Below are 18136 nucleotides of genomic sequence, written 5' to 3' on the forward strand. Positions count from 1 at the left end.
GGGTGTACGGGGTCCCATGGGGCCGCCGGGGGTGGGGCGGGGCCAGGGGTGCCGGGTGGAGAGGGGGGCTGTGCGCTGGGTCAGACGGAGCGCGGACAGCCCATGCTCGTGACGCGGACGTAGTCCACGTGGCGGCGTCGTACGAGCAGAAGCATTCGCCCAGGGTACTGCGGAGCGGGCGGAACCGTAATGGCCCGGGTCACAGGGGCATCGCGGTCACCCCAGGGCTTCCTCCAGCAGCCGCGCCCACTGCGCCACCACCCGCTTGCGCCGTGCCGCGTCGTCCGTCAGCAGATTCGCCAGGCCCAGCCCGCGGGCCATGTCCAGCACGCCCTGGACCGTCTCCCGCACCCCGGGCACGGACTCGTCGGCCTCCAGCAGCTGGACCGCGATCCGGTGGGTCTCGCGGCCGACCCGGGCCTCCAGTTCCGTGACCCGTGGGCGCAGCTGCTCCTCGTTGGATGCCGCGACCCACAGATGCAGGGCGGCCCGGAACAGCGGGCCCGTGTAGAGGTCGACGAGAGCGGCGACGACCGCCGTGCGGTCCTGGGTGGGGAGCGCTGCCAGTGCCTGCGAGCGCTCTTCCGCGACGTACTCGACGGCCGCCGTGAACAGGTCCTCCCTGGTCGGGAAGTGGTGCTGCGCCGCGCCCCGTGAGACTCCCGCCCGCTCTGCGACCACCGAGACGGTGGAGCCCGCCCAGCCGTGTTCGGCGAGGCAGGACACCGCGGCCTCCAGGAGCCGCTGCCGGGTGGCCCGGCTGCGGTCCTGCTTGGGGGAGGTCACCACACCCATGCGGGGTCCCGTCGTTCGAGGAAGGCCGTCATCCCCTCGCGGGCCTCGGCGGACGCGAACAGGGACGCCGAACGCTGCACCAGGTCCTCGGCGTCCCGGTCGAAGGCCTCCAGCACCCTGGCCGCGAGCAGTTCCTTCGACGCGGCGAGGCCCTGCGGGGATGCTCTGCGCAGCCCGTCGAGCACCGGGGCGAGCGCCGCGTCCACGTCGTCGGCGGCGAGGGTGAGCAGTCCGGTGCGGGCCGCCTCGGCCGCGTCGAAACGCTCGCCGGTGAGGTAGTAGCGCTCGGCAGCGCGCGGGTCCATGCGCGGCAGCAGGGGCAGGGAGATGACGGCGGGCGCGACCCCGATGCGTACCTCCGTGAACGCGAAGTCCGCGCCCGTGGCGCCCGCCGCGATGTCGCACGCGCCGAGCAGACCGAGGCCGCCCGCCCGGACGTGCCCGGTGACGCGGGCGACGACCGGTTTGGGCAGGGTGACGATCTGCCGCAGCAGGCCCACGAAGGTGTACGGGTTGGGCGGGGCCTTCAGGTCCGCGCCCGCGCTGAACGTGGACCCGGTGTGGGTGAGCACCACGGCCCGTACGGACTCGTCCTTGGCGCAGTCTGCCAGCGCCTGCGCCAGCTCGCCGACCAGTCGCGCCGACAGGGCGTTGCGGTTGTCCGGCGAGTCCAGCGTCAGGGTGGTGACGCCGCGTTCGTGTGCGGTGACGACCAGCGGCGGGCGTTCCGTCATGCCTTCCGGCAGGCTTTCCGTCACGTGTTCTCCCTCTCCCGGTCCCTCAGTTCACGCCTGAGGATCTTTCCCGACACGGCGCGGGGAACCGCGCCGATGAATTCCACGCGGCGGATCTTCTTGTACGGCGCGACGCGCTCGGCGACAAAGCCGATGATGCCGTCCTCGCTGAGGTCTTCGGCGGCCGGCTGCCGTACGACGTACGCCTTGGGGATCTCGTTCCCGTTCTCGTCGTACACGCCGATCACCGCCGCGTCCGCGATGCCCTCGTGGGTGAGCAGCAGCGCCTCCAGTTCGGCGGGCGCGACCTGGAAGCCCTTGTACTTGATGAGCTCCTTGACCCGGTCGACGACGAAGAGCCAGCCGTCGTCGACCCGGCCTATGTCGCCGGTGTGCAGCCAGCCGTCGGCGTCGATCATCCTGCCGGTGTCCTCGGGGCGTCCGAGATAGCCCTTCATCACCTGCGGGCCGCGGATCGCGATCTCGCCCTCCTCGCCGGGTGCGGCGTCCTTGCCGGGGTCGTCGAGGGAGCAGATCCGCATCTGGGTCGACGCGATGAGTTTGCCGACGGTGCCGGGCGGCGGGGTCTCGGCGCCCTTGGGGACGAGGTGGGTGCCGGGCGAGAGTTCGGTCATGCCGTACGCCTGGCCGATGGGCGGCAGCCCGAGCCGCTTGGAGCAGGCCGCGGCCAGCTCGGCGTCCAGGGGTGCGGCCGAGCAGATGATGTATTCCAGCGAGGACAGGTCGAACTTCGCGACGGCCGGGTGCTTGGCGAGGGCGAGGACGATCGGCGGGGCGACGTAGATGGCGTTGATGCGGTGCGTCTCGATCGCCGCGAGGAAGGTCTCCAGCTCGAAGCGGGGCAGTACGACGACGGTGGCGCCCTGCCGCAGCGGCGCGTTCATCAGCGCGGTGAGTCCGTAGATGTGGAAGAACGGCAGGACGGCGAGGATGCGGTCGCCGGGATCCATCGGCATCAGCGGGTGGAGCTGGGCGAGGTTGGTGGCGATGGAGCGGTGCGTGAGCATCACGCCCTTGGGGATGCCGGTGGTGCCCGAGGAGTACGGCAGGGCGGCGATGTCCTCGGCCGGGTCGATGACGACGTCCGGCTCGGGTGCGGTCCCGCCGAGCATGTCGAGGATGCTCACATGCCCGTCGGCGCGGTCGCAGACGAAGATCTCCTCGATGCCCGCGGCCAGTTCGGCGGCCCTGCGGGCGACTTCGAGCAGCGGTGAGACGGTGACGATCCAGCGGGCGGAGGAGTCACGCAGCTGCTTGGCGAACTCCTCCGCCGTGGCGAGCGGATGCACGGTGGTGACCGAGGCGCCGGCGCGGGTCGCCCCGTAGAAGACGGAGGGGTAGGCGACGGTGTTGGGGCTGTGCAGGGCGAGGACGTCGCCCTTGCGCAGGCCCGCGTCGGCGAGGGCGGCGGCGATGCGCCGGTGGAACCGGTCGAGCTGCGCGTACGTGACGGTGGTGCCGTTCACGCCGTCTATCAGGGCGATTGCGTCGCCGAACTCGGCTGCCCGGCCGAGCACCGCGTCGTGGATCGGCTCGGTGACGGGCGTGACATCTGCGTACTCGCTCTGAAACACCATCGTGGCCCCTCGCTGTGTCCTCCGGGTGGACGCCCAGAATCTCCTTTGTCAGTAGGACTTGGGGAGACCCAGGGACTGGTGGGATACGTAATTGAGGATCATCTCGCGGCTGACCGGGGCGATCCGGGCGACCCTGGCGGCGGTGATGAGGGAGGCGAGGCCGTACTCCCGGGTCAGGCCGTTGCCGCCGAGGGTGTGGACGGCCTGGTCGACGGCCTTCACACAGGCCTCACCGGCCGCGTACTTGGCCATATTGGCGGCTTCGCCCGCGCCGATGTCGTCGCCGGCGTCGTAGAGGGCCGCGGCCTTCTGCATCATCAGGCGGGCGAGTTCGAGCTCGATGTGGGCCTGGGCGAGGGGGTGGGCGATGGCCTGGTGGGCGCCGATGGGCTCCTTCCAGACCTGGCGGGTCTTGGCGTAGTCGATGGCGCGGGCGAGTGCGTACCGTCCCATCCCGATCGCGAAGGCGGCGGTCATGATGCGCTCGGGGTTGAGCCCGGCGAAGAGCTGGAGGAGACCGGCGTCCTCGTCCCCCACGAGCGCGTCCGCGGGCAGGGCGACGTTGTCGAGGACCAGCTCGAACTGCTTCTCCTGGGCCTGCAGTTCCATGTCAATCTGCGAGTGCTGGAAGCCTTCGGCGTCGCGGGGGACGATGAAGAGGCAGGGCTTGAGCTTGCCCGTACGGGCATCTTCGGTGCGGCCGACGATGAGGGTGGCGTCGGCGATGTCCACGCCCGAGATGAAGACCTTGCGCCCGGAGAGCACCCAGCCGTCACCGTCACGGCGCGCGGTGGTCGTGATCCGGTGCGAATTGGAGCCGGCGTCGGGCTCGGTGATGCCGAAGGCCATGGTGAGGCTGCCGTCGGCGAGGCCGGGCAGCCACTTCTGCTTCTGCTCCGGCGTGCCGAACCGGGCGATGACGGTGCCGCAGATGGCGGGTGAGACGACCATCATGAGGAGCGGACAGCCCGCGGCGCCCAACTCCTCCAGAACGATGGACAGTTCGGCCATGCCGCCTCCGCCGCCGCCGTGCTCCTCGGGGAGGTTCACGCCGAGATAGCCGAGCTTGGCGGCCTCGGCCCACAGCTGTTCGCGTTCGTAACCCCGGCCGTGGCGCTGGCCGAGCGCGGCGACGGCGGCACGCAGTGCGGTGTGTTCCTGGCTCTCGATGGTCATGACGCGGTGTCCTCCTCCTGTGTGGCTTCCGCCGCTACTTCGGTGACGACGGCGAGCAGGGCGCCGACCTCGACCTGACGGCCGGGTACGGCGTGGAGCGCGGTGAGGATGCCGGAGGCGGGCGAGAGGATGCGGTGCTCCATCTTCATGGCCTCCAGCCATACGAGCGGCTGCCCCTGGGTGACCCTGGCCCCCGCGGCGAGCCCGTCCCCGACGCGGACGACGGTGCCGGGCATGGGCGCGAGCAGCGAACCGGGCTCGGCCCGGTCCTGCGGATCGGTGAACCGCGGCCGCACGGCGAGCGCGTGCGCGCCGGTGGGGCTGTCGATGTGGACGTACCTGTCACCGTGATCGGTGACGTCGAAGGGCCGCACGACCCCGTCGATCTCGAGCCGCACCCGGTCCGGGCGGGCGTCGACGACGCGCACGCCGGGCTCGTCGACGAGCTCGAACCCGCCGCCGCGGGTTCGGCGATACCGGACTTCGTGGTCGCCGTAGCCCTTGACCTGCGGCTGCGAGTGCAGATTCCGCCAGGCTCCGGGCCGAGCGGCGGCATCGGCGACCGCGGCGGCGATGGCGGCGTACCGCTCCCCTTCGGCGGGCTCGGTGAGGGCGTCGAGGTGTCGCTCGTAGAACCCGGTGTCGAGCCGGGCGCCGGTGAAGTCGGGATGTTCCAGGGACCGCACGAGCAGAGCCCGATTGGTCGCGGGCCCGTGCACGCGCGCCCGCCGCAGTGCCTGCGCGAGCAGCCGCACGGCGGCGTCGCGGGTGGGTGCCCAGGCGATGACCTTGGCGATCATGGGGTCGTAGTGCACGCCGATGGAGTCCCCGGCGGCGTACCCGGCATCAACGCGCAGTCCGGGGGCGTCCGGAACGTCAAGCGCCCGCAGCACCCCCGTCTGCGGCGTCCACCCCGTCGCCGGGTCCTCCGCGTACAGCCTCGCCTCCACCGCGTGGCCCCTGGCCTCCGGCGGTGCTGCCGGTAGCCGAGCACCCTCCGCCACCCGCAGCTGGAGCGCCACCAGGTCGAGGCCGAACACCGCCTCCGTCACCGGGTGTTCGACCTGGAGGCGGGTGTTCATCTCCAGGAAGTGGGCGCGACCCGCCGGGGAGATCAGGAACTCCACCGTGCCCGCGCCCCGGTAGCCCACCGCCCGCGCCGCCGTCACCGCCGACTCGTGGAGCGAGGCGACCAGTTCGGCGGGCAGTCCCGGCGCCGGGGACTCCTCGATGACCTTCTGGTGGCGGCGCTGGAGCGAGCAGTCGCGCGTCCCCAGCGCCCATACCGTCCCGTACGCGTCCGCCAGCACCTGGACTTCCACATGGCGGCCGTTCTCGACGTACGGCTCGATGAAGACCTCGCCGTCGCCGAACGCGCTCAGCGCCTCGGCCCGCGCCGCCTCCAGCTCGCCCGGGAGCTCGTCCAGCGAGCGGACGATCCGCATGCCCCGGCCGCCGCCGCCCGCCGCCGCCTTGACCAGGACCGGCAGGTCGTCCGCGGTCACATCGGCCAGGGGCGCGCCGCCCATCAGTTCCTTCGCGCGCGTCTTGGACGCCATCGCCTCGATGGCCGAGGCCGGCGGCCCGATCCACACCAGGCCTGCGTCCGTCACCGCCCGGGCGAACTCCGCGTTCTCCGACAGGAATCCGTACCCGGGATGCACCGCGTCCGCGCCCGCCGCCAGCGCCGCCTTCACGATCAGGTCGCCGCGCAGATACGTGTCCGCGGGCGCCGCCCCCGGCAGTCGTACCGCCGCGTCCGCCTCCCGCACATGCAGTGCCGACGCGTCCGCGTCCGAGTACACCGCGACCGTCGCGATGCCCAGCTCGCGGCAGGTGCGAAAGACCCGGCAGGCGATCTCGCCCCGGTTCGCGACCAGCAGAGTGGAGATCATCAGTGCCTCACATCCGGAAGACGCCGAAGCCGCCGCGCGCGCCCTCGACCGGTGCCGTGTGGATCGCGGACAGGCACAGTCCGAGGACCGTACGGGTGTCGCGGGGGTCGATCACGCCGTCGTCGTACAGCCGCCCCGAGAGGAACATCGGAAGCGACTCCGCCTCGATCTGCTGCTCGACCATCGCGCGCAGCCCGGCGTCCGCCTCCTCGTCGTAGGGCTGCCCCTTCGCGGCGGCCGACGCGCGCGCCACGATCGACAGCACGCCCGCGAGCTGCTGCGGCCCCATCACCGCGGACTTGGCGCTGGGCCAGGCGAAGAGGAAGCGCGGGTCGTACGCCCGCCCGCACATGCCGTAGTGCCCGGCCCCGTACGACGCGCCCATCAGCACTGACAGATGCGGGACTTTCGAGTTCGACACCGCGTTGATCATCATCGCGCCGTGTTTGATGATGCCGCCCTGCTCGTACTCCTTGCCGACCATGTAGCCGGTGGTGTTGTGCAGGAAGACCAGCGGCACATCGCGCTGATTCGCCAACTGGATGAACTGCGCCGCCTTCTGGGACTCCGCCGAGAAGAGCACGCCCTGCGCGTTGGCCAGCACGCCCACCGGATAGCCGTGCAGCCGCGCCCACCCGGTCACCAGGCTCGGCCCGTACAGCGGTTTGAACTCGTCGAAGTCCGAGCCGTCGACGATCCGCGCGACGACCTCGCGCGGGTCGAAGGGAGTCTTCAGATTCTCGGGCACGATCCCGAGCAGCTCCTCCTCCGCGTACTTGGGCGGCTCGACGGGCCCCGGATCGCCGTGCGCCTTGCGCCAGTTGAGGCGGGCGACGACCCGCCGCGCCTGCCGCAGCGCGTCCGCCTCGTCGAGGGCGAAGTAGTCGGCGAGTCCGGACGTACGGGCGTGCATTTCCGCGCCGCCGAGCGACTCGTCGTCGCTCTCCTCGCCCGTCGCCATCTTCACCAGCGGCGGCCCGCCCAGGAAGACCTTCGAGCGCTCCTTGATCATGATGGTGTGGTCGGACATGCCGGGGACGTACGCGCCTCCGGCGGTCGAGTTCCCGAAGACGACCGCGATCGTCGGGATCCCGGCCGCCGACAGCCTCGTCAGATCCCGGAACAGCGCCCCGCCGGGGATGAAGATCTCCTTCTGGGACGGCAGATCCGCCCCGCCGGACTCGACGAGCGAGATGCAGGGCAGCCGGTTGGCGTACGCGATCTCGTTGGCGCGCAGGGCCTTCTTCAGCGTCCAGGGGTTGGACGCCCCACCGCGCACGGTCGGGTCGTTGGCCGTGATCAGGCACTCGACGCCCTCGACCACGCCGATGCCGGTGACCATCGACGCGCCGACGGGATAGTCGCTGCCCCACGCGGCGAGCGGGGACAGTTCCAGGAAGGGCGTGTCGGGGTCGAGCAGCAGCTCGATGCGTTCGCGTGCGAGCAGCTTTCCGCGGGCCCGGTGCCGGGCGACGTACTTCTCGCCGCCGCCCGTGAGCACCTTCGCGTGCTCGGTCTCCAGCTCGGTGAGCCGGCCGAGCATGGCCTCGCGGCGGGCTGCGTACTCGGGGCCCGTGGGGTCGACGGCCGAGGCGAGCACGGTCACAGCAGTACCTCCGGGATGTCGACGTAGCGCGAGCGCAGCCACTCGCCGAGCGCCTTGGCCTGCGGATCGAAGCGGGCCTGCGCGGCGACGCCTTCGCCGAGGATCCCCTCGACGGTGAAGTTCAGGGCGCGCAGATTCGGCAGGACATGGCGCACGACGGTCAGCTCGGCGGTCTCCGGGAGCAGCGCGCGGAAGCGGTTCACGGTCAGCTCGTGGGCGAGCCAGCGCCAGGCGTCGTCGGAGCGCGCCCACACACCGACGTTGGCGTCGCCTCCCTTGTCGCCGCTGCGGGCGCCGGCGATCAGCCCGAGGGGCGCGGCGCGGCGCGGCCCGGCGGGCAGTTCCGCGGGCAAGCCGCCCTCGTCCGGGACCGGTTCGACGTCCTTCGTGCGTACGGGAGTCGGCATCGTGATCCGGCGCCCCTCGGGCAGTACGGCCGTGTGCGTCACCTCGGCCGCGTCGATGTACTCGGCCTCGAAGACCCCGTAGGGCGCGCCCTTGCCGGGCGGGGCGGTCACATGGAAGCCCGGGTAGCTGCCGAGCGCCAGCTCGATCGCCGCGCCGCTGACCGCACGCCCCACCTTGTCGGGGTCGCTGTCGCGCACGACGAGGCGCAGATAGGCGCTGGCGCGTTCCTCCGTGTCGCCGTCGGGCCGCTCGGTGCGGGCCAGCTCCCAGCGGACCTCGGCCGGGCGGTGCTTGCCGAGGGCGTCGTCGAGCTGTTCGCGCACCAGGCGGGCCTTGGCCTCGATGTCGAGCCCGGTGAGCACGAACACGACCTCGTTGCGCCAGCCGCCGATGCGGTTGAGGCCGACCTTGAGGGTGGGCGGCGGGGCTTCGCCGCGTACGCCGGAGATCCGCACCCGGTCCTCGCCGTCCTGCGCCAGCCGTACGGTGTCCAGGCGCGCGGTGACGTCCGGTCCGGCATAGCGCGCGCCTCCGGTCTCGTACAGCAGCTGCGCGGTGACCGTGCCGACGTCGACGAGGCCGCCGGTGCCATCGTGCTTGGTGATGACGCTGGTGCCGTCGGCGTGGATCTCGGCGAGGGGGAAGCCGGGGCGGCGTACGTCGTGGCCGCTGAAGAAGGAGTAGTTGCCGCCGGTGGCCTGGGTGCCGCATTCGAGTACGTGCCCGGCGACGACCGCGCCCGCGAGCGCGTCGTAGTCCTCGGGCCCCCAGCCGAAGTGCGCGGAGGCGGGCCCGGTGACGAGCGCGGCGTCGGTGACCCGGCCGGTGACGACGACGTCGGCCCCGGCGCGCAGGCACTCGGCGATTCCGGCGCCGCCGAGGTAGGCGTTGGCGCTGAGGGCGCCGGGGAAGCGGTCGGCGAGGTCGTCGCCCTCGACGTGGGCGACCTTGACCGGGACGCCGACACGGTCGGCGAGTTCGCGTACGGCGTCGGCGAGTCCGGCCGGGTTGAGCCCGCCCGCGTTGGCGACGATCTTCACTCCGCGGTCCTGGGCGAGGCCGAGGCTTTCCTCCAGTTGCCGCAGGAAGGTCTTGGCGTAGCCGAGGCGGGGGTCTTTCAGCCGGTCGCGGCCGAGGATGAGCATGGTGAGCTCGGCGAGATAGTCGCCGGTCAGGATGTCGAGGGGCCCACCGGTGAGCATTTCCTTCACGGCGTCGAACCGGTCGCCGTAGAAGCCGGAGGCGTTTGCGATGCGCAGCACGCTTTACGCCTCCTTCCGCTCGCGCCCCGGTCCCGCCGGACCGGCGAAGGCCTGCGCGATGTCGAGCCACCGGTCGGCGTCGGCGCCCTCGGCGCGTACGGCGAGGTCGGCGCGGTGCGCGCGCTGGGTCACCAGAAGGCAGAAGTCGAGCGCGGGCCCGCTGACACGCTGGGCGGCGTCCTCGGGTCCGTACACCCACAGCTCCCCGTCCGGCGCGGTCAGCTCGACGCGGAACGGCTCGGCGGGCGGGGTGAGGCCGCGTACCCCGAAGGCGTAGTCGCGTGCCCTGACCCCGATGTACGCGACATGCCGCAGGCGGGGGGTCGGTTCGCGTACGGCTCCGAGCGCGTCGGCGATGTCCTGGCCGTGCGACCAGGTCTCCATCAGGCGTCCGGTCGCCATCGACGCGACGCTCATCGGCGGCCCGTACCAGGGGAAACGCGCTCCGGCGGGTGCCGCGCGCAGGGCCTGCTGGAGCTGCTCGCGTCCGGCGCGCCAGCGGGCCAGCAGCTCGGCGGGCGGCAGCGCGGCGCCCTCCTCGGCGCCCTCGTCGACGAAGTCGTCGGGCGCTTTCAGGGCCTTCTCGACCTGTGCGCCGAAGGCCTCGCGGTCGGTGACCGCGAGCAGCGCGGCCGCGTCGGTCCAGGCGAGATGGGCGATCTGGTGGGCGACGGTCCAGCGGGGCGCGGGGGTGGGGCGCGCCCATTGCTCGTCGGTCAACTCCCCCACCAGCTGGTCGAGTTGATCGCTCTCGCTGCGCAGATCGTCGAGTACGACGGCCGGGTCGGACACGGTGCGCTCCCTCGGGACACGACGTTGTGTGCCCCGGAGCATGGCAGCGCGAGTGAAAACAAGCAAGCATGCTTGCTTTACTTCTTGAGGTCTCCCGGTGTCTTTCCGGCCACCTGAGTGCGCACCGCGCCCATGCTCGCCGCGATGACCAGCGCTATCGCCAACGCATCGACCGCGGAAAGGGCTTGATGCAGTACGAAGAACCCGGCCGTCGCCGCGATCGCCGGCTCCAAGCTCATCAGCACCGCGAAAGTCGGCGCGGGCAGCCGGCGCAGCGCGAGCAGCTCAAGGGTGTACGGGAGGACGGAGGACATCAGCGCGACGGCGAGCCCCAGCCCGAGCGTGGAAGGCACGATCAGCTTGGACCCGGACTCCGCGAGCCCCAGCGGCAGGCTCAGCACAGCCCCGACCGCCATCGCCAGCGCAAGCCCGTCCGCCTGCGGGAAGCGCCGCCCGGTACGAGCGCTGAAGACGATGTACGCCGCCCACATCGCGCCCGCCGAGAGCGCGAAGGCCGCGCCCACGGGGTCGAGCCGGTCGAAACCGCCCCCGCTGAGCAGGAGCACACCGCCGAGCGCGAGGCCCGCCCAGACGAGATTGACCAGCCGCCTCGACACGATCACCGAAAGCACGAGCGGGCCCAGCACCTCGAAGGTGACGGCCGCACCGAGCGGGATGCGGTCGGCGGCCTGATAGAAGAGCACGTTCATGGCGGCCATGACGGCACCGAAGGCGACGACGGTGCGCCAGTCGGCGCGCGAGTGCCCGCGCAGCCTGGGCCGGCAGACCACCAGCAGCACGAGGGCGGCGAGTACGAGCCGCAGCGTCACGACACCCAGGGCACCGGCGCGCGGCATCAGCAGCACGGCAATGGCGGCACCGAACTGCACGGACAGGGCGCCCGCGACGACGAGCGCCACGGGCGCAAGGGCGCTGCGGGAGCCGGCTGCGGGAGCGCCCGCCTCCAGTGCGGCAGCGGCCTCCGGCTCATTGGCGACGACCACGGCACGGGTCTCGTCCACCGCACACCTCCCAGGCTGAAATCCGACCTTCTCCAAGCTACGGGTTCGGCGCGCGAAGGGTGAAATGCTTACTGGGCTGCGGTTATGCTCCGAACGCATGAGCATCGAGCTGCGCCATCTCCGCTGCTTTCTCGCCATCGCCGAGGAATCCAGCGTGACCAGGGCGGCAGCCAGGCTGCACCTGACACAGCCGGCCGTCTCCCGCACGCTCGCGGCGCTGGAAAAACACCTCGGCACCCGGCTGGTGGACCGCTCCACCCACCATCTCGCCCTGACCGCGCAGGGCCACGTCTTCCGCGACAAGGCCGCGGCCGCGGTCGCCGCCTTCGACGAGGCCCTCGACCCGGCCCGCCTGCGCCACTGGCCCCTGCGGCTGGGCTACGCCTGGTCCGCGCTCGGCCCGTACACCACTCCCCTGCTGCGCCGCTGGGAACAGGAGCACCCCGACACCCCCCTCGAACTCCTCCGCATCGACGACCGCACTGCGGGCCTGACCCGCGGCGAGGTCGACGCGGCGGTCCTGCGCGGCCCGGTGGACACCCCCGGCCTGGTCACCGAGCTGCTCTTCACGGAACCCCGTATCGCGGCGGTCACCTCGGACGGCCCCCTGGCCGCCCGCGCCACCCTGACGCTGGCGGACCTGACGGCGGGCCCGGTCATCCTGAACACGGTCTCGGGCCTGACCACCCTGGACCTCTGGCCCCCGTCGGCCCGCCCCGCGACGACGCTCACGGTCGGCAACACGGACGACTGGCTGACGGCCATCGCGGCGGGCCGGGGCACGGGAGTCTCGGTGTCCTCCACCGCCGCGATGCACCCGCACCCGGGAGTCGCCTACCGCCCCCTGCCGGACGCGCCACCGGCGCAGGTGGTGCTGGCCTGGCGGGCGGGGGCGGGGCACCCGGGGATCGGGCAACTGGGGGCGCTGGCGCGGGAGGTGACCGCGCACCAGTGAGGCGGCCACCACGTGGGTGACGCGGTCCCGGTTTCCCGTTCCCTCAACTGTGATCCCTTGACCCTTGGGTCTCCACCTCGGGAGCATCGAGCAGGACATGCGGCACTGTCAGCAGGGAAGAGGGGAACCCGGACGATGAAGGTCTCCAAGCTGATCAGCACGTGCGAACTCAAGGACTGTCCGACGTTGTACGCCACCGACCGGGACACGCTGCTGGTACAAGGGGAAACGCCCGCCGACCACGGGCTGCGCATTCCCGCGCATGAGACCCTCGTCGAGATTCCGATGGAACTGATTCGGAAGGCGATTCGTGAGCAGCTCATCTAAGACGTTCGCGGAACTGTTCGACAACTTCGAGCGGGAAGCGTTCCGACTGGAGACTCTGGATGACTACGGCAAGTCCGGAAACGTCGTCGCCTACCAGTCATTCCTGGCAGGTGAGCCGCAACCCGAGGCCTACAACGCGGAATGGGTGGCCGAGCTCCAGTCGCACGTAAGCAAGGGTAAGCGCGTGTATCGCGTGCATGTCCTGTCCCGCCCGCTGACTCCCTATCTTCGCTTTGAGCTCGGCTGGGGCTACCGGAAGAACATGAGCGGAGGCGAGGAGTTCTTCATCCTCGACACTACCGAGCAGTCGAACCCTCTTGACGGTGTCCCCGACTTCTGGCTCTTCGATTCGACGGACACAGCGATACTGGGATATGACGAAGCCGGGGCGTTCCTCGGCGCAGAAGTCCTCGACACAGGGCGGGCACGCGAGTTCGCCGAGTACCGAGAGACGGCGCTGGCTCATTCGGAGCCATTCACTGACTGGTGGGCCAAGTACGGGGAGTGAATAGAGCGCAGCTTGGAGCCGCCCTGCGGGCACTGCGAGAGGCATCCGGAAAGGAGGCCAAAGCAGTCGCCCGCAGCGCGCTCATGTCTCCGTCCAAGCTGTCCAAGATTGAGAACGCAAAACTGTAGCCGAGCACAACCGATGTGGAACGTGTCCTGACTGCCATTGGCGTGTCGGACGAGATAAAGACGGAGTACACCGAAGCAGCACGCTCTGCGGCCACCGAGACGACAGCGTGGCGGCTGTTGAAGCGAGCCGGGATTCACAAGGGCCAGCAAGCCGCAAAGGCTCTTGAGGCCCAGATGTCGCTGTTGCGGCTGTTCCAACCGGCGCTGGTTCCAGGGCTCCTGCAGACGCCGGAGTACATCAGGGCGGTTCTGCAACGGCACGATCTGAGCGAGGAATCCCTGACCCGCACTCTCGGCGGAAGACTTGAACGACAGGCAGTTCTTTACGACAACACAAAGACTCTTCAGTTCATTGTCACAGAACCTGTTCTCCGCTGGCGGATTGTCTCAGCGCAGATGATGGCCGCACAGCTGGACCGGATCGTATCCGTCTCCAGGCTCCCGCATGTGGACATCCGCGTAGTTCCCCTGGGAGCGCGGCAGCGCGACATTGCCAATCACGCCTTTGTGATCCGGGATGACCGGATGGTCACCGTAGAGACCATTCACGCCGAGGTGGTCGTTACCGACCCGAGGGACGTGGCTCTCTACGTACAGAAATACAAGGGTTTCGAGCAGGTGGCACTGTCCGGCGATGGAATGCGGAGCATGGTCGAGGGCATCCGGGACGGATTCTTGCAGGAACAGGAAACAGACTAGAGCGGTGTCCGTACTGGCCCCACGATGGACCCATGCCGCGACAGATGCCCAACCAGCAGCCAATTCCTAAGGGTTGGCGCATCGACCCCATTCCAAGTCGCCCCGCCTACAAGGATGAAGACGGGAACGTCCGCATTCCCATCTGGCTGACGAAGAACGGCCGACATGCGGCGGACACGGAAATGGTCCTGCTCCCCTCGGAAGCCGAATTGCTGAACGAGCGGCTGACCGACGCCATCGGCGACCCGCCGTCGAACCTGCAGGCGCTGCACCGCGCCCACGTCATTGCCCAGGGCCACGGCGTCACGGTCATGTCCAAGTTCCCCCACTCCATCTGAGGCGGCCGCCCCTCACACCCCCATGACTTCCGCCCGACCAAGGGCGGGGGACGGCCATGCCCTGTGGCCGTCAGACGATCAGGAAGGCATACCCATGCAGAGCGGAACCGATCTGTACGCACTCCCCATCGACCGCGCCGCGTTCGCCAAGGCCTGCGGCGGCAACACCCACCCCGACGGCGAGTCCTGCGTGACTCTCGCCCGCATCGGCGAGGACGCCTGGGCCCTGGGTGACAGCAAGCAACCGGGCCTTCAGCCGCTCCGGTTCACCACAGCCGAGCTGGACGCCGCCGGGATCGACCCGGAGCGCTTCGGACTCTCGGCCTAGCGAGCGGCCCCGGCTCCCCTTTCCCCCGGGGGCCGGGGCCTCCAACCGCACCGAACGAGGTGACAGTTGCACATCCACGGCTACCTCTGGACCGGCCCGAAGCAACAGTTCGACCAGGAAGCCCTGCGCCGCCCTTCGCACCCCGATCCGCCCCCGCCCGGCAGCAAGCCGGAACTGATCCAGCGGTACCGCGAGGTCGTCGCCGACTTCCCCGTCTCCGACCTGCCACCCCTTGAGACGGCTCACTGGCTCATGAAGCCCGGGAGGCTGGTCCACGGCACGTGGGAGGAGCCGAAGACAGCAGCGGAATGGCTCGGTGAGCGGCTGACCGAGTACGCACCTCGCTTCGCTTCCGCATCGGACCGTGATGCCACACGAATGGCCATGTGGATCAACTCAGCCGCGAAACACCTTGGGTGGGGTGGCGACGTGTCCATGGGCTTCTACCTCGAACGGCCGTCGTTCCTGTCGCTGGCCTTGGTGACGTGCTCCCCCAACCGTGCGTCGCCTGATCTCGACTGCCCCATCCACTAGACGAGAAGGAGACTGACCGTGTCCCTGAGTGGATCTGACCCCGTCCTGTTGGACGGCCCAGAATGGAAGGCGTACTTCCGGAATTTCAAGCGCTCCGCGTTCCGGCTGGAGGTGCACCAGGTGTACACAATGCCCGCCGAGGCAGAGACCCTGCATAGCTTCCTTGCTGGTGAGTCCAGGCCTGACGGCTTCAATGCAGCATGGCACCAGACGATCCGGGGCCAAAGGTCGGCTGGCCGCACGATGACCCGGGCCAAGCTTGTCCGCAGGCCGTTGACGGACTACAGCCGCTATCTGTTCGGGTGGGCCATCCCGGGCAATGTCGAGGCTGGAGAGGACTACCGGATCGTGGACGTTACGGGACGTGATGTCGACCTGCCGACCCAGGACTTCTGGATGTTCGACGAAACGACCGTGGTGCACCTCAACTACCGGCCGGACGGGACGCAGATTAATCGGGAGCTCATCGCTTCCCCTGACATCAGCCGGTACCTCGCATGGCGTGACCAAGCCCTGGAGAGTTCAATCCCGTTCAGTGACTATCGAGCCTGAGCATCAAGCAGGAGAAGGAAGGGACTTGGCGGGGCCCTGAAGGGTCTCCGCCTGGCCTCCGGGCTGAGGGGTGAGCGCCTGGCTGTTCGCTGCAACATGAGTCAGACGAAGATCCGGCCTGGCTAGGTGATCGCCTCGCCCGAGTCGAGAACGGGCCTCGTTTCGCGTCCGAGACAGACCTTGACAGCAGCCGCCTGACCATCCTGCTCAACTCCGCTGCCGAGCACCTCGGTTGCGGCGGTGATCTCTCCCTCGGCTACTACCTCGAACACCCCGTCTTCCTGTCCCTGGCTCTGGTGACCTGCTCACCGAACCGCGCCGCGCCCGACCTCCGCTGCCCCGCCGGCTAGCTCCCTTGGGCCCTTGTTCACGCAGGCGGCCCAGCTCTACCCTCCGAGCAGCGCCCGGCACAGGAGGACCCCCGCGTGAACTTCGTCAGCCTTGTCACCCTTCTGCCCTTAGCCGTGATCTTGTCCTTGCCGGTGATCGCCCTCATCGTCCGCCGCGGAACCGCATCGCGAGGACGGGCCCGCAGGGAGATCGAGTTCAGGAATGCCCTGCCGGCCCGGTCGACGCCGGAGGGGGAAACGGACAGGCTCGCGCTGGGCGCCCTGGACCACCTCTGCAGCACGAGCGGGAGCGTTCCTGACGTGTTCGTCGACATGTCCGGCTACTTCCGGCAGATGGCCTGGAATCCCGCGGACGTGCATCACATCATGGGCAGGCTGGAGGACTTGGGGCTCGCCCGTCAGCAGGTGACCGACCACCATCCGTTCAGCCCCAGCCGCTACCGGGCCACCGCAGTGGGAGTCAGAGAGAACGTGGCGAACTACGGCCGCAGGCACGCGCCTTCCGGTGTCACCATCCATCAGACGTCGGGCTCCGGCGACAATCACGTCTCGGGGAATTTCAACAGCCCCGGTGCGACGTCCACCACCTATCAGTCCCACAGCGAGCAAGGCCGGGTCAGCTACCAGGAGTTGGCCCAGCAACTGAGGGAAGAGGCCGACCGCGCTCCGCAGGAGCAGGCCGATGTCGCCGCGAGTCACGCAGATGTCCTCGACGCGGCGCTGGCCGACCGCGACGAGCAGGCTCGCGATCAGGCGGTGGGACGGATCCAGCGGTTCCTGCGGACGGCCGGCAGCGGATTCGAGGCCACGCAGCGGTTGCTGAGCCTGATCAACTCCTAGCGCCTTCCATCCGGCTGAGGAACGTCCAGGGCCTCCCGATAGCGATCCGGCTCCTCAACCTTCGCCAGATGGGCGCTGTCCTCGAAGACCACCCACTCCGCGCCCGCCCGGCCCTCCGCGGACGACGATGAGGGGCGCTTTCCCGCCGGGCGCCGGGTGCGGGCCCACCATCTGGTCGCAGGTGAGGTACCCGCGGAACGGACCGTTCCCTCCGTCATCGGCATGGCACACCTCCCGCTGATCTCCCGCACGACACCCATTGGCCCTGCCTGGCCTGCCCAGCCACCCGGCGCTCCCGCGCCGCGCGCCGCGCCGCCGCGCCCGTGGTAGAGAGGGCTCATGAACCGCGACGAGCTGATTTGGTTCCTCCGCAGGTACAAGCTCGCCGTCCAGTCGACAGTGACCCCGGACGGCGCGCCCCAGGCCGCCGTCGTCGGGTTTGCGGTCAGTGACGACCTCGAGATCGTCTTCGACACCGTCGAGACGACGCGCAAGTGGCTCAACCTGCGCGCCGACCCCCGCATCGCGCTCGTGATCGGCTGGGACGACGCGATCACCGCGCAGATCGAGGGCGTCGCCGACTTCCCCACCGGTGCCGAGCTCGAACGCATTCAGGCGTGCTACTTCTCCGTGTATCCAGACGGCCGGGACCGGCTGTCCTGGCCCGGAATCACCCATGTGCGGGTACGGCCGACCTGGGTGCGGTACAGCGACTTCACCCAGGACCCGCCCCATATCGCCGAACTGCCCATGTCATAACCGGGCAACCGTCAGGGCGCCGCGGTGAGAGCGGGCTTGGCGGCGGCCCGCACGGGGCCCGGGCCGTCTTCGAGGACGAGGCCGGGCAGTCGCTGAGACCGCAGCGCATCTTGCCGGTAGCGGCACGGCTTGATTCTCGCGCGGCCGGGTTTTCACCCACTCGGGTGACTGCCCGGCCGCCCGGCTGCCCAAGCCGGCTGCGCGGCTTCTGCGGTCCGGCTCTCAGCGATGGGTCACGGGAGTCCTATGGCTTCGTCAGAGTTGACCTCGAAGTACTCGTTGACGGAGATGCCGACGGTCGCAGGATCGATGAGATTGCGCACATCGTCGACTGACGGTGCCTCCCACAGGCAGTGGGCCCGCGTCCCGTCCGCGGCGGGCAGTACCTGGTGGACCGTCAGGCCGGCCGGGAGATTTTCGGCCGTCTCCTTGGCAAGTGGGAAGAACTTCGCTGGATCTTTAACGGTGTGAGTCACTCCAATGAGCATGGCTCCTCATCTCTTCTCTGAACCTATGGGACAGGGCCGAAG

General features: G+C 69.9%; 20 protein-coding genes and 1 pseudogene. 10 read left to right on the forward strand and 11 right to left on the reverse strand.

What is annotated here, in order from left to right:
- Positions 1-216: 216 nt before the first annotated feature.
- From OG741_RS18040 to OG741_RS18080, 9 genes are all read right to left on the reverse strand, one after another.
- Entirely contained in the window at positions 217-795 is a 579-nt protein-coding gene (locus OG741_RS18040) for a TetR/AcrR family transcriptional regulator (RefSeq protein WP_405599099.1), read from the reverse strand.
- Positions 783-1529: an enoyl-CoA hydratase family protein gene (locus OG741_RS18045; RefSeq protein ID WP_405605635.1), complete on the reverse strand. Its 747-nt coding sequence runs from the start codon at positions 1527-1529 to the stop codon at positions 783-785. Before OG741_RS18045 ends, OG741_RS18040 begins: the two co-directional genes overlap by 13 nt.
- Positions 1530-1549: 20 nt before the next feature.
- Positions 1550-3127, reverse strand: coding sequence for a 4-coumarate--CoA ligase family protein (locus OG741_RS18050; protein ID WP_405599101.1), 1578 nt, complete (start codon positions 3125-3127; stop codon positions 1550-1552).
- Between the two features lie 48 nt (positions 3128-3175).
- On the reverse strand, positions 3176-4303 hold the full coding sequence (locus OG741_RS18055) for an acyl-CoA dehydrogenase family protein (protein ID WP_405599103.1): 1128 nt from the start codon (positions 4301-4303) through the stop codon (positions 3176-3178).
- A complete protein-coding gene (locus OG741_RS18060) occupies positions 4300-6198 on the reverse strand; it encodes an acetyl/propionyl/methylcrotonyl-CoA carboxylase subunit alpha (protein WP_405599104.1) in 1899 nt (632 codons plus the stop codon). Before OG741_RS18060 ends, OG741_RS18055 begins: the two co-directional genes overlap by 4 nt.
- Before the next feature lie 7 nt (positions 6199-6205).
- Complete coding sequence (locus OG741_RS18065) at positions 6206-7804, reverse strand: acyl-CoA carboxylase subunit beta (protein ID WP_405599106.1); 1599 nt, start codon at positions 7802-7804, stop codon at positions 6206-6208.
- Entirely contained in the window at positions 7801-9414 is a 1614-nt protein-coding gene (locus OG741_RS18070) for an acyclic terpene utilization AtuA family protein (RefSeq protein WP_405605637.1), read from the reverse strand. The genes OG741_RS18065 and OG741_RS18070 overlap by 4 nt, the downstream gene beginning before the upstream one ends.
- Before the next feature lie 63 nt (positions 9415-9477).
- Complete coding sequence (locus OG741_RS18075; RefSeq protein ID WP_405599108.1) at positions 9478-10266, reverse strand: TIGR03084 family metal-binding protein; 789 nt, start codon at positions 10264-10266, stop codon at positions 9478-9480.
- Positions 10267-10343: 77 nt separating this feature from the next.
- Positions 10344-11288 (reverse strand): EamA family transporter, encoded by a 945-nt coding sequence (locus tag OG741_RS18080; protein ID WP_405599110.1) that lies wholly within the window; start codon positions 11286-11288, stop codon positions 10344-10346.
- Between the two features lie 97 nt (positions 11289-11385).
- On the opposite strand from OG741_RS18080, the gene OG741_RS18085 reads away from it, so the two are divergent.
- The 8 genes and pseudogenes from OG741_RS18085 (at position 11386) to OG741_RS18120 (ending at position 15657) form a co-directional block, all read left to right on the forward strand.
- The gene (locus OG741_RS18085; protein ID WP_405599112.1) at positions 11386-12243 is read left to right on the forward strand and encodes a LysR family transcriptional regulator; all 858 of its coding nucleotides are present in this window, start codon (positions 11386-11388) and stop codon (positions 12241-12243) included.
- Positions 12244-12378: 135 nt separating this feature from the next.
- Positions 12379-12570 carry a hypothetical protein gene (locus OG741_RS18090; protein ID WP_266481453.1) on the forward strand — a complete coding sequence of 64 codons (192 nt, stop codon included), beginning with the start codon at positions 12379-12381 and terminating at the stop codon, positions 12568-12570.
- Positions 12554-13078, forward strand: a complete 525-nt coding sequence (locus OG741_RS18095; protein ID WP_405599115.1) for a DUF6879 family protein — start codon at positions 12554-12556, stop codon at positions 13076-13078. The genes OG741_RS18090 and OG741_RS18095 overlap by 17 nt, the downstream gene beginning before the upstream one ends.
- Positions 13075-13905, forward strand: a pseudogene (locus OG741_RS18100) (helix-turn-helix domain-containing protein). Before OG741_RS18095 ends, OG741_RS18100 begins: the two are co-directional and overlap by 4 nt.
- A 32-nt stretch (positions 13906-13937) precedes the next feature.
- Positions 13938-14243, forward strand: a complete 306-nt coding sequence (locus OG741_RS18105) for a hypothetical protein (protein ID WP_405599117.1) — start codon at positions 13938-13940, stop codon at positions 14241-14243.
- Positions 14244-14337: 94 nt separating this feature from the next.
- The gene (locus OG741_RS18110) at positions 14338-14571 is read left to right on the forward strand and encodes a DUF397 domain-containing protein (protein ID WP_405599118.1); all 234 of its coding nucleotides are present in this window, start codon (positions 14338-14340) and stop codon (positions 14569-14571) included.
- A 66-nt stretch (positions 14572-14637) separates the two neighbouring features.
- Complete coding sequence (locus OG741_RS18115; RefSeq protein ID WP_405599119.1) at positions 14638-15105, forward strand: hypothetical protein; 468 nt, start codon at positions 14638-14640, stop codon at positions 15103-15105.
- A gap of 18 nt (positions 15106-15123) precedes the next feature.
- Positions 15124-15657, forward strand: a complete 534-nt coding sequence (locus OG741_RS18120) for a DUF6879 family protein (RefSeq protein WP_405599120.1) — start codon at positions 15124-15126, stop codon at positions 15655-15657.
- Positions 15658-15779: 122 nt separating this feature from the next.
- Here OG741_RS18120 and OG741_RS18125 read toward each other — a convergent pair whose 3' ends face one another.
- Positions 15780-15929, reverse strand: a complete 150-nt coding sequence (locus OG741_RS18125) for a hypothetical protein (RefSeq protein WP_405599122.1) — start codon at positions 15927-15929, stop codon at positions 15780-15782.
- Between the two features lie 153 nt (positions 15930-16082).
- Between OG741_RS18125 and OG741_RS18130 the strand changes: the two genes are divergently transcribed.
- Positions 16083-16847 (forward strand): hypothetical protein, encoded by a 765-nt coding sequence (locus tag OG741_RS18130; RefSeq protein WP_405599124.1) that lies wholly within the window; start codon positions 16083-16085, stop codon positions 16845-16847.
- A 339-nt stretch (positions 16848-17186) separates the two neighbouring features.
- A complete protein-coding gene (locus OG741_RS18135; protein ID WP_405599126.1) occupies positions 17187-17606 on the forward strand; it encodes a pyridoxamine 5'-phosphate oxidase family protein in 420 nt (139 codons plus the stop codon).
- A 233-nt stretch (positions 17607-17839) separates the two neighbouring features.
- Here OG741_RS18135 and OG741_RS18140 read toward each other — a convergent pair whose 3' ends face one another.
- On the reverse strand, positions 17840-18082 hold the full coding sequence (locus tag OG741_RS18140; RefSeq protein ID WP_405599128.1) for a hypothetical protein: 243 nt from the start codon (positions 18080-18082) through the stop codon (positions 17840-17842).
- Positions 18083-18136 lie beyond the last annotated feature (54 nt).

Source organism: Streptomyces sp. NBC_01410 (assembly GCF_045040195.1).
In the GTDB taxonomy this organism is placed as follows: Bacteria; Actinomycetota; Actinomycetes; order Streptomycetales; family Streptomycetaceae; genus Streptomyces.

Coding starts and splice junctions, on each gene's coding strand:
- OG741_RS18040 (WP_405599099.1), bottom strand. CDS start 795: ATGGGTGTGGTGACCTCCCCCAAGCAGGACCGCAGCCGGGCCACCCGG.
- OG741_RS18045 (WP_405605635.1), bottom strand. CDS start 1,529: ATGACGGAACGCCCGCCGCTGGTCGTCACCGCACACGAACGCGGCGTC.
- OG741_RS18050 (WP_405599101.1), bottom strand. CDS start 3,127: ATGGTGTTTCAGAGCGAGTACGCAGATGTCACGCCCGTCACCGAGCCG.
- OG741_RS18055 (WP_405599103.1), bottom strand. CDS start 4,303: ATGACCATCGAGAGCCAGGAACACACCGCACTGCGTGCCGCCGTCGCC.
- OG741_RS18060 (WP_405599104.1), bottom strand. CDS start 6,198: ATGATCTCCACTCTGCTGGTCGCGAACCGGGGCGAGATCGCCTGCCGG.
- OG741_RS18070 (WP_405605637.1), bottom strand. CDS start 9,414: ATGCTCACCGGTGGGCCCCTCGACATCCTGACCGGCGACTATCTCGCC.
- OG741_RS18085 (WP_405599112.1), top strand. CDS start 11,386: ATGAGCATCGAGCTGCGCCATCTCCGCTGCTTTCTCGCCATCGCCGAG.
- OG741_RS18090 (WP_266481453.1), top strand. CDS start 12,379: ATGAAGGTCTCCAAGCTGATCAGCACGTGCGAACTCAAGGACTGTCCG.
- OG741_RS18105 (WP_405599117.1), top strand. CDS start 13,938: ATGCCGCGACAGATGCCCAACCAGCAGCCAATTCCTAAGGGTTGGCGC.
- OG741_RS18110 (WP_405599118.1), top strand. CDS start 14,338: ATGCAGAGCGGAACCGATCTGTACGCACTCCCCATCGACCGCGCCGCG.
- OG741_RS18135 (WP_405599126.1), top strand. CDS start 17,187: ATGAACCGCGACGAGCTGATTTGGTTCCTCCGCAGGTACAAGCTCGCC.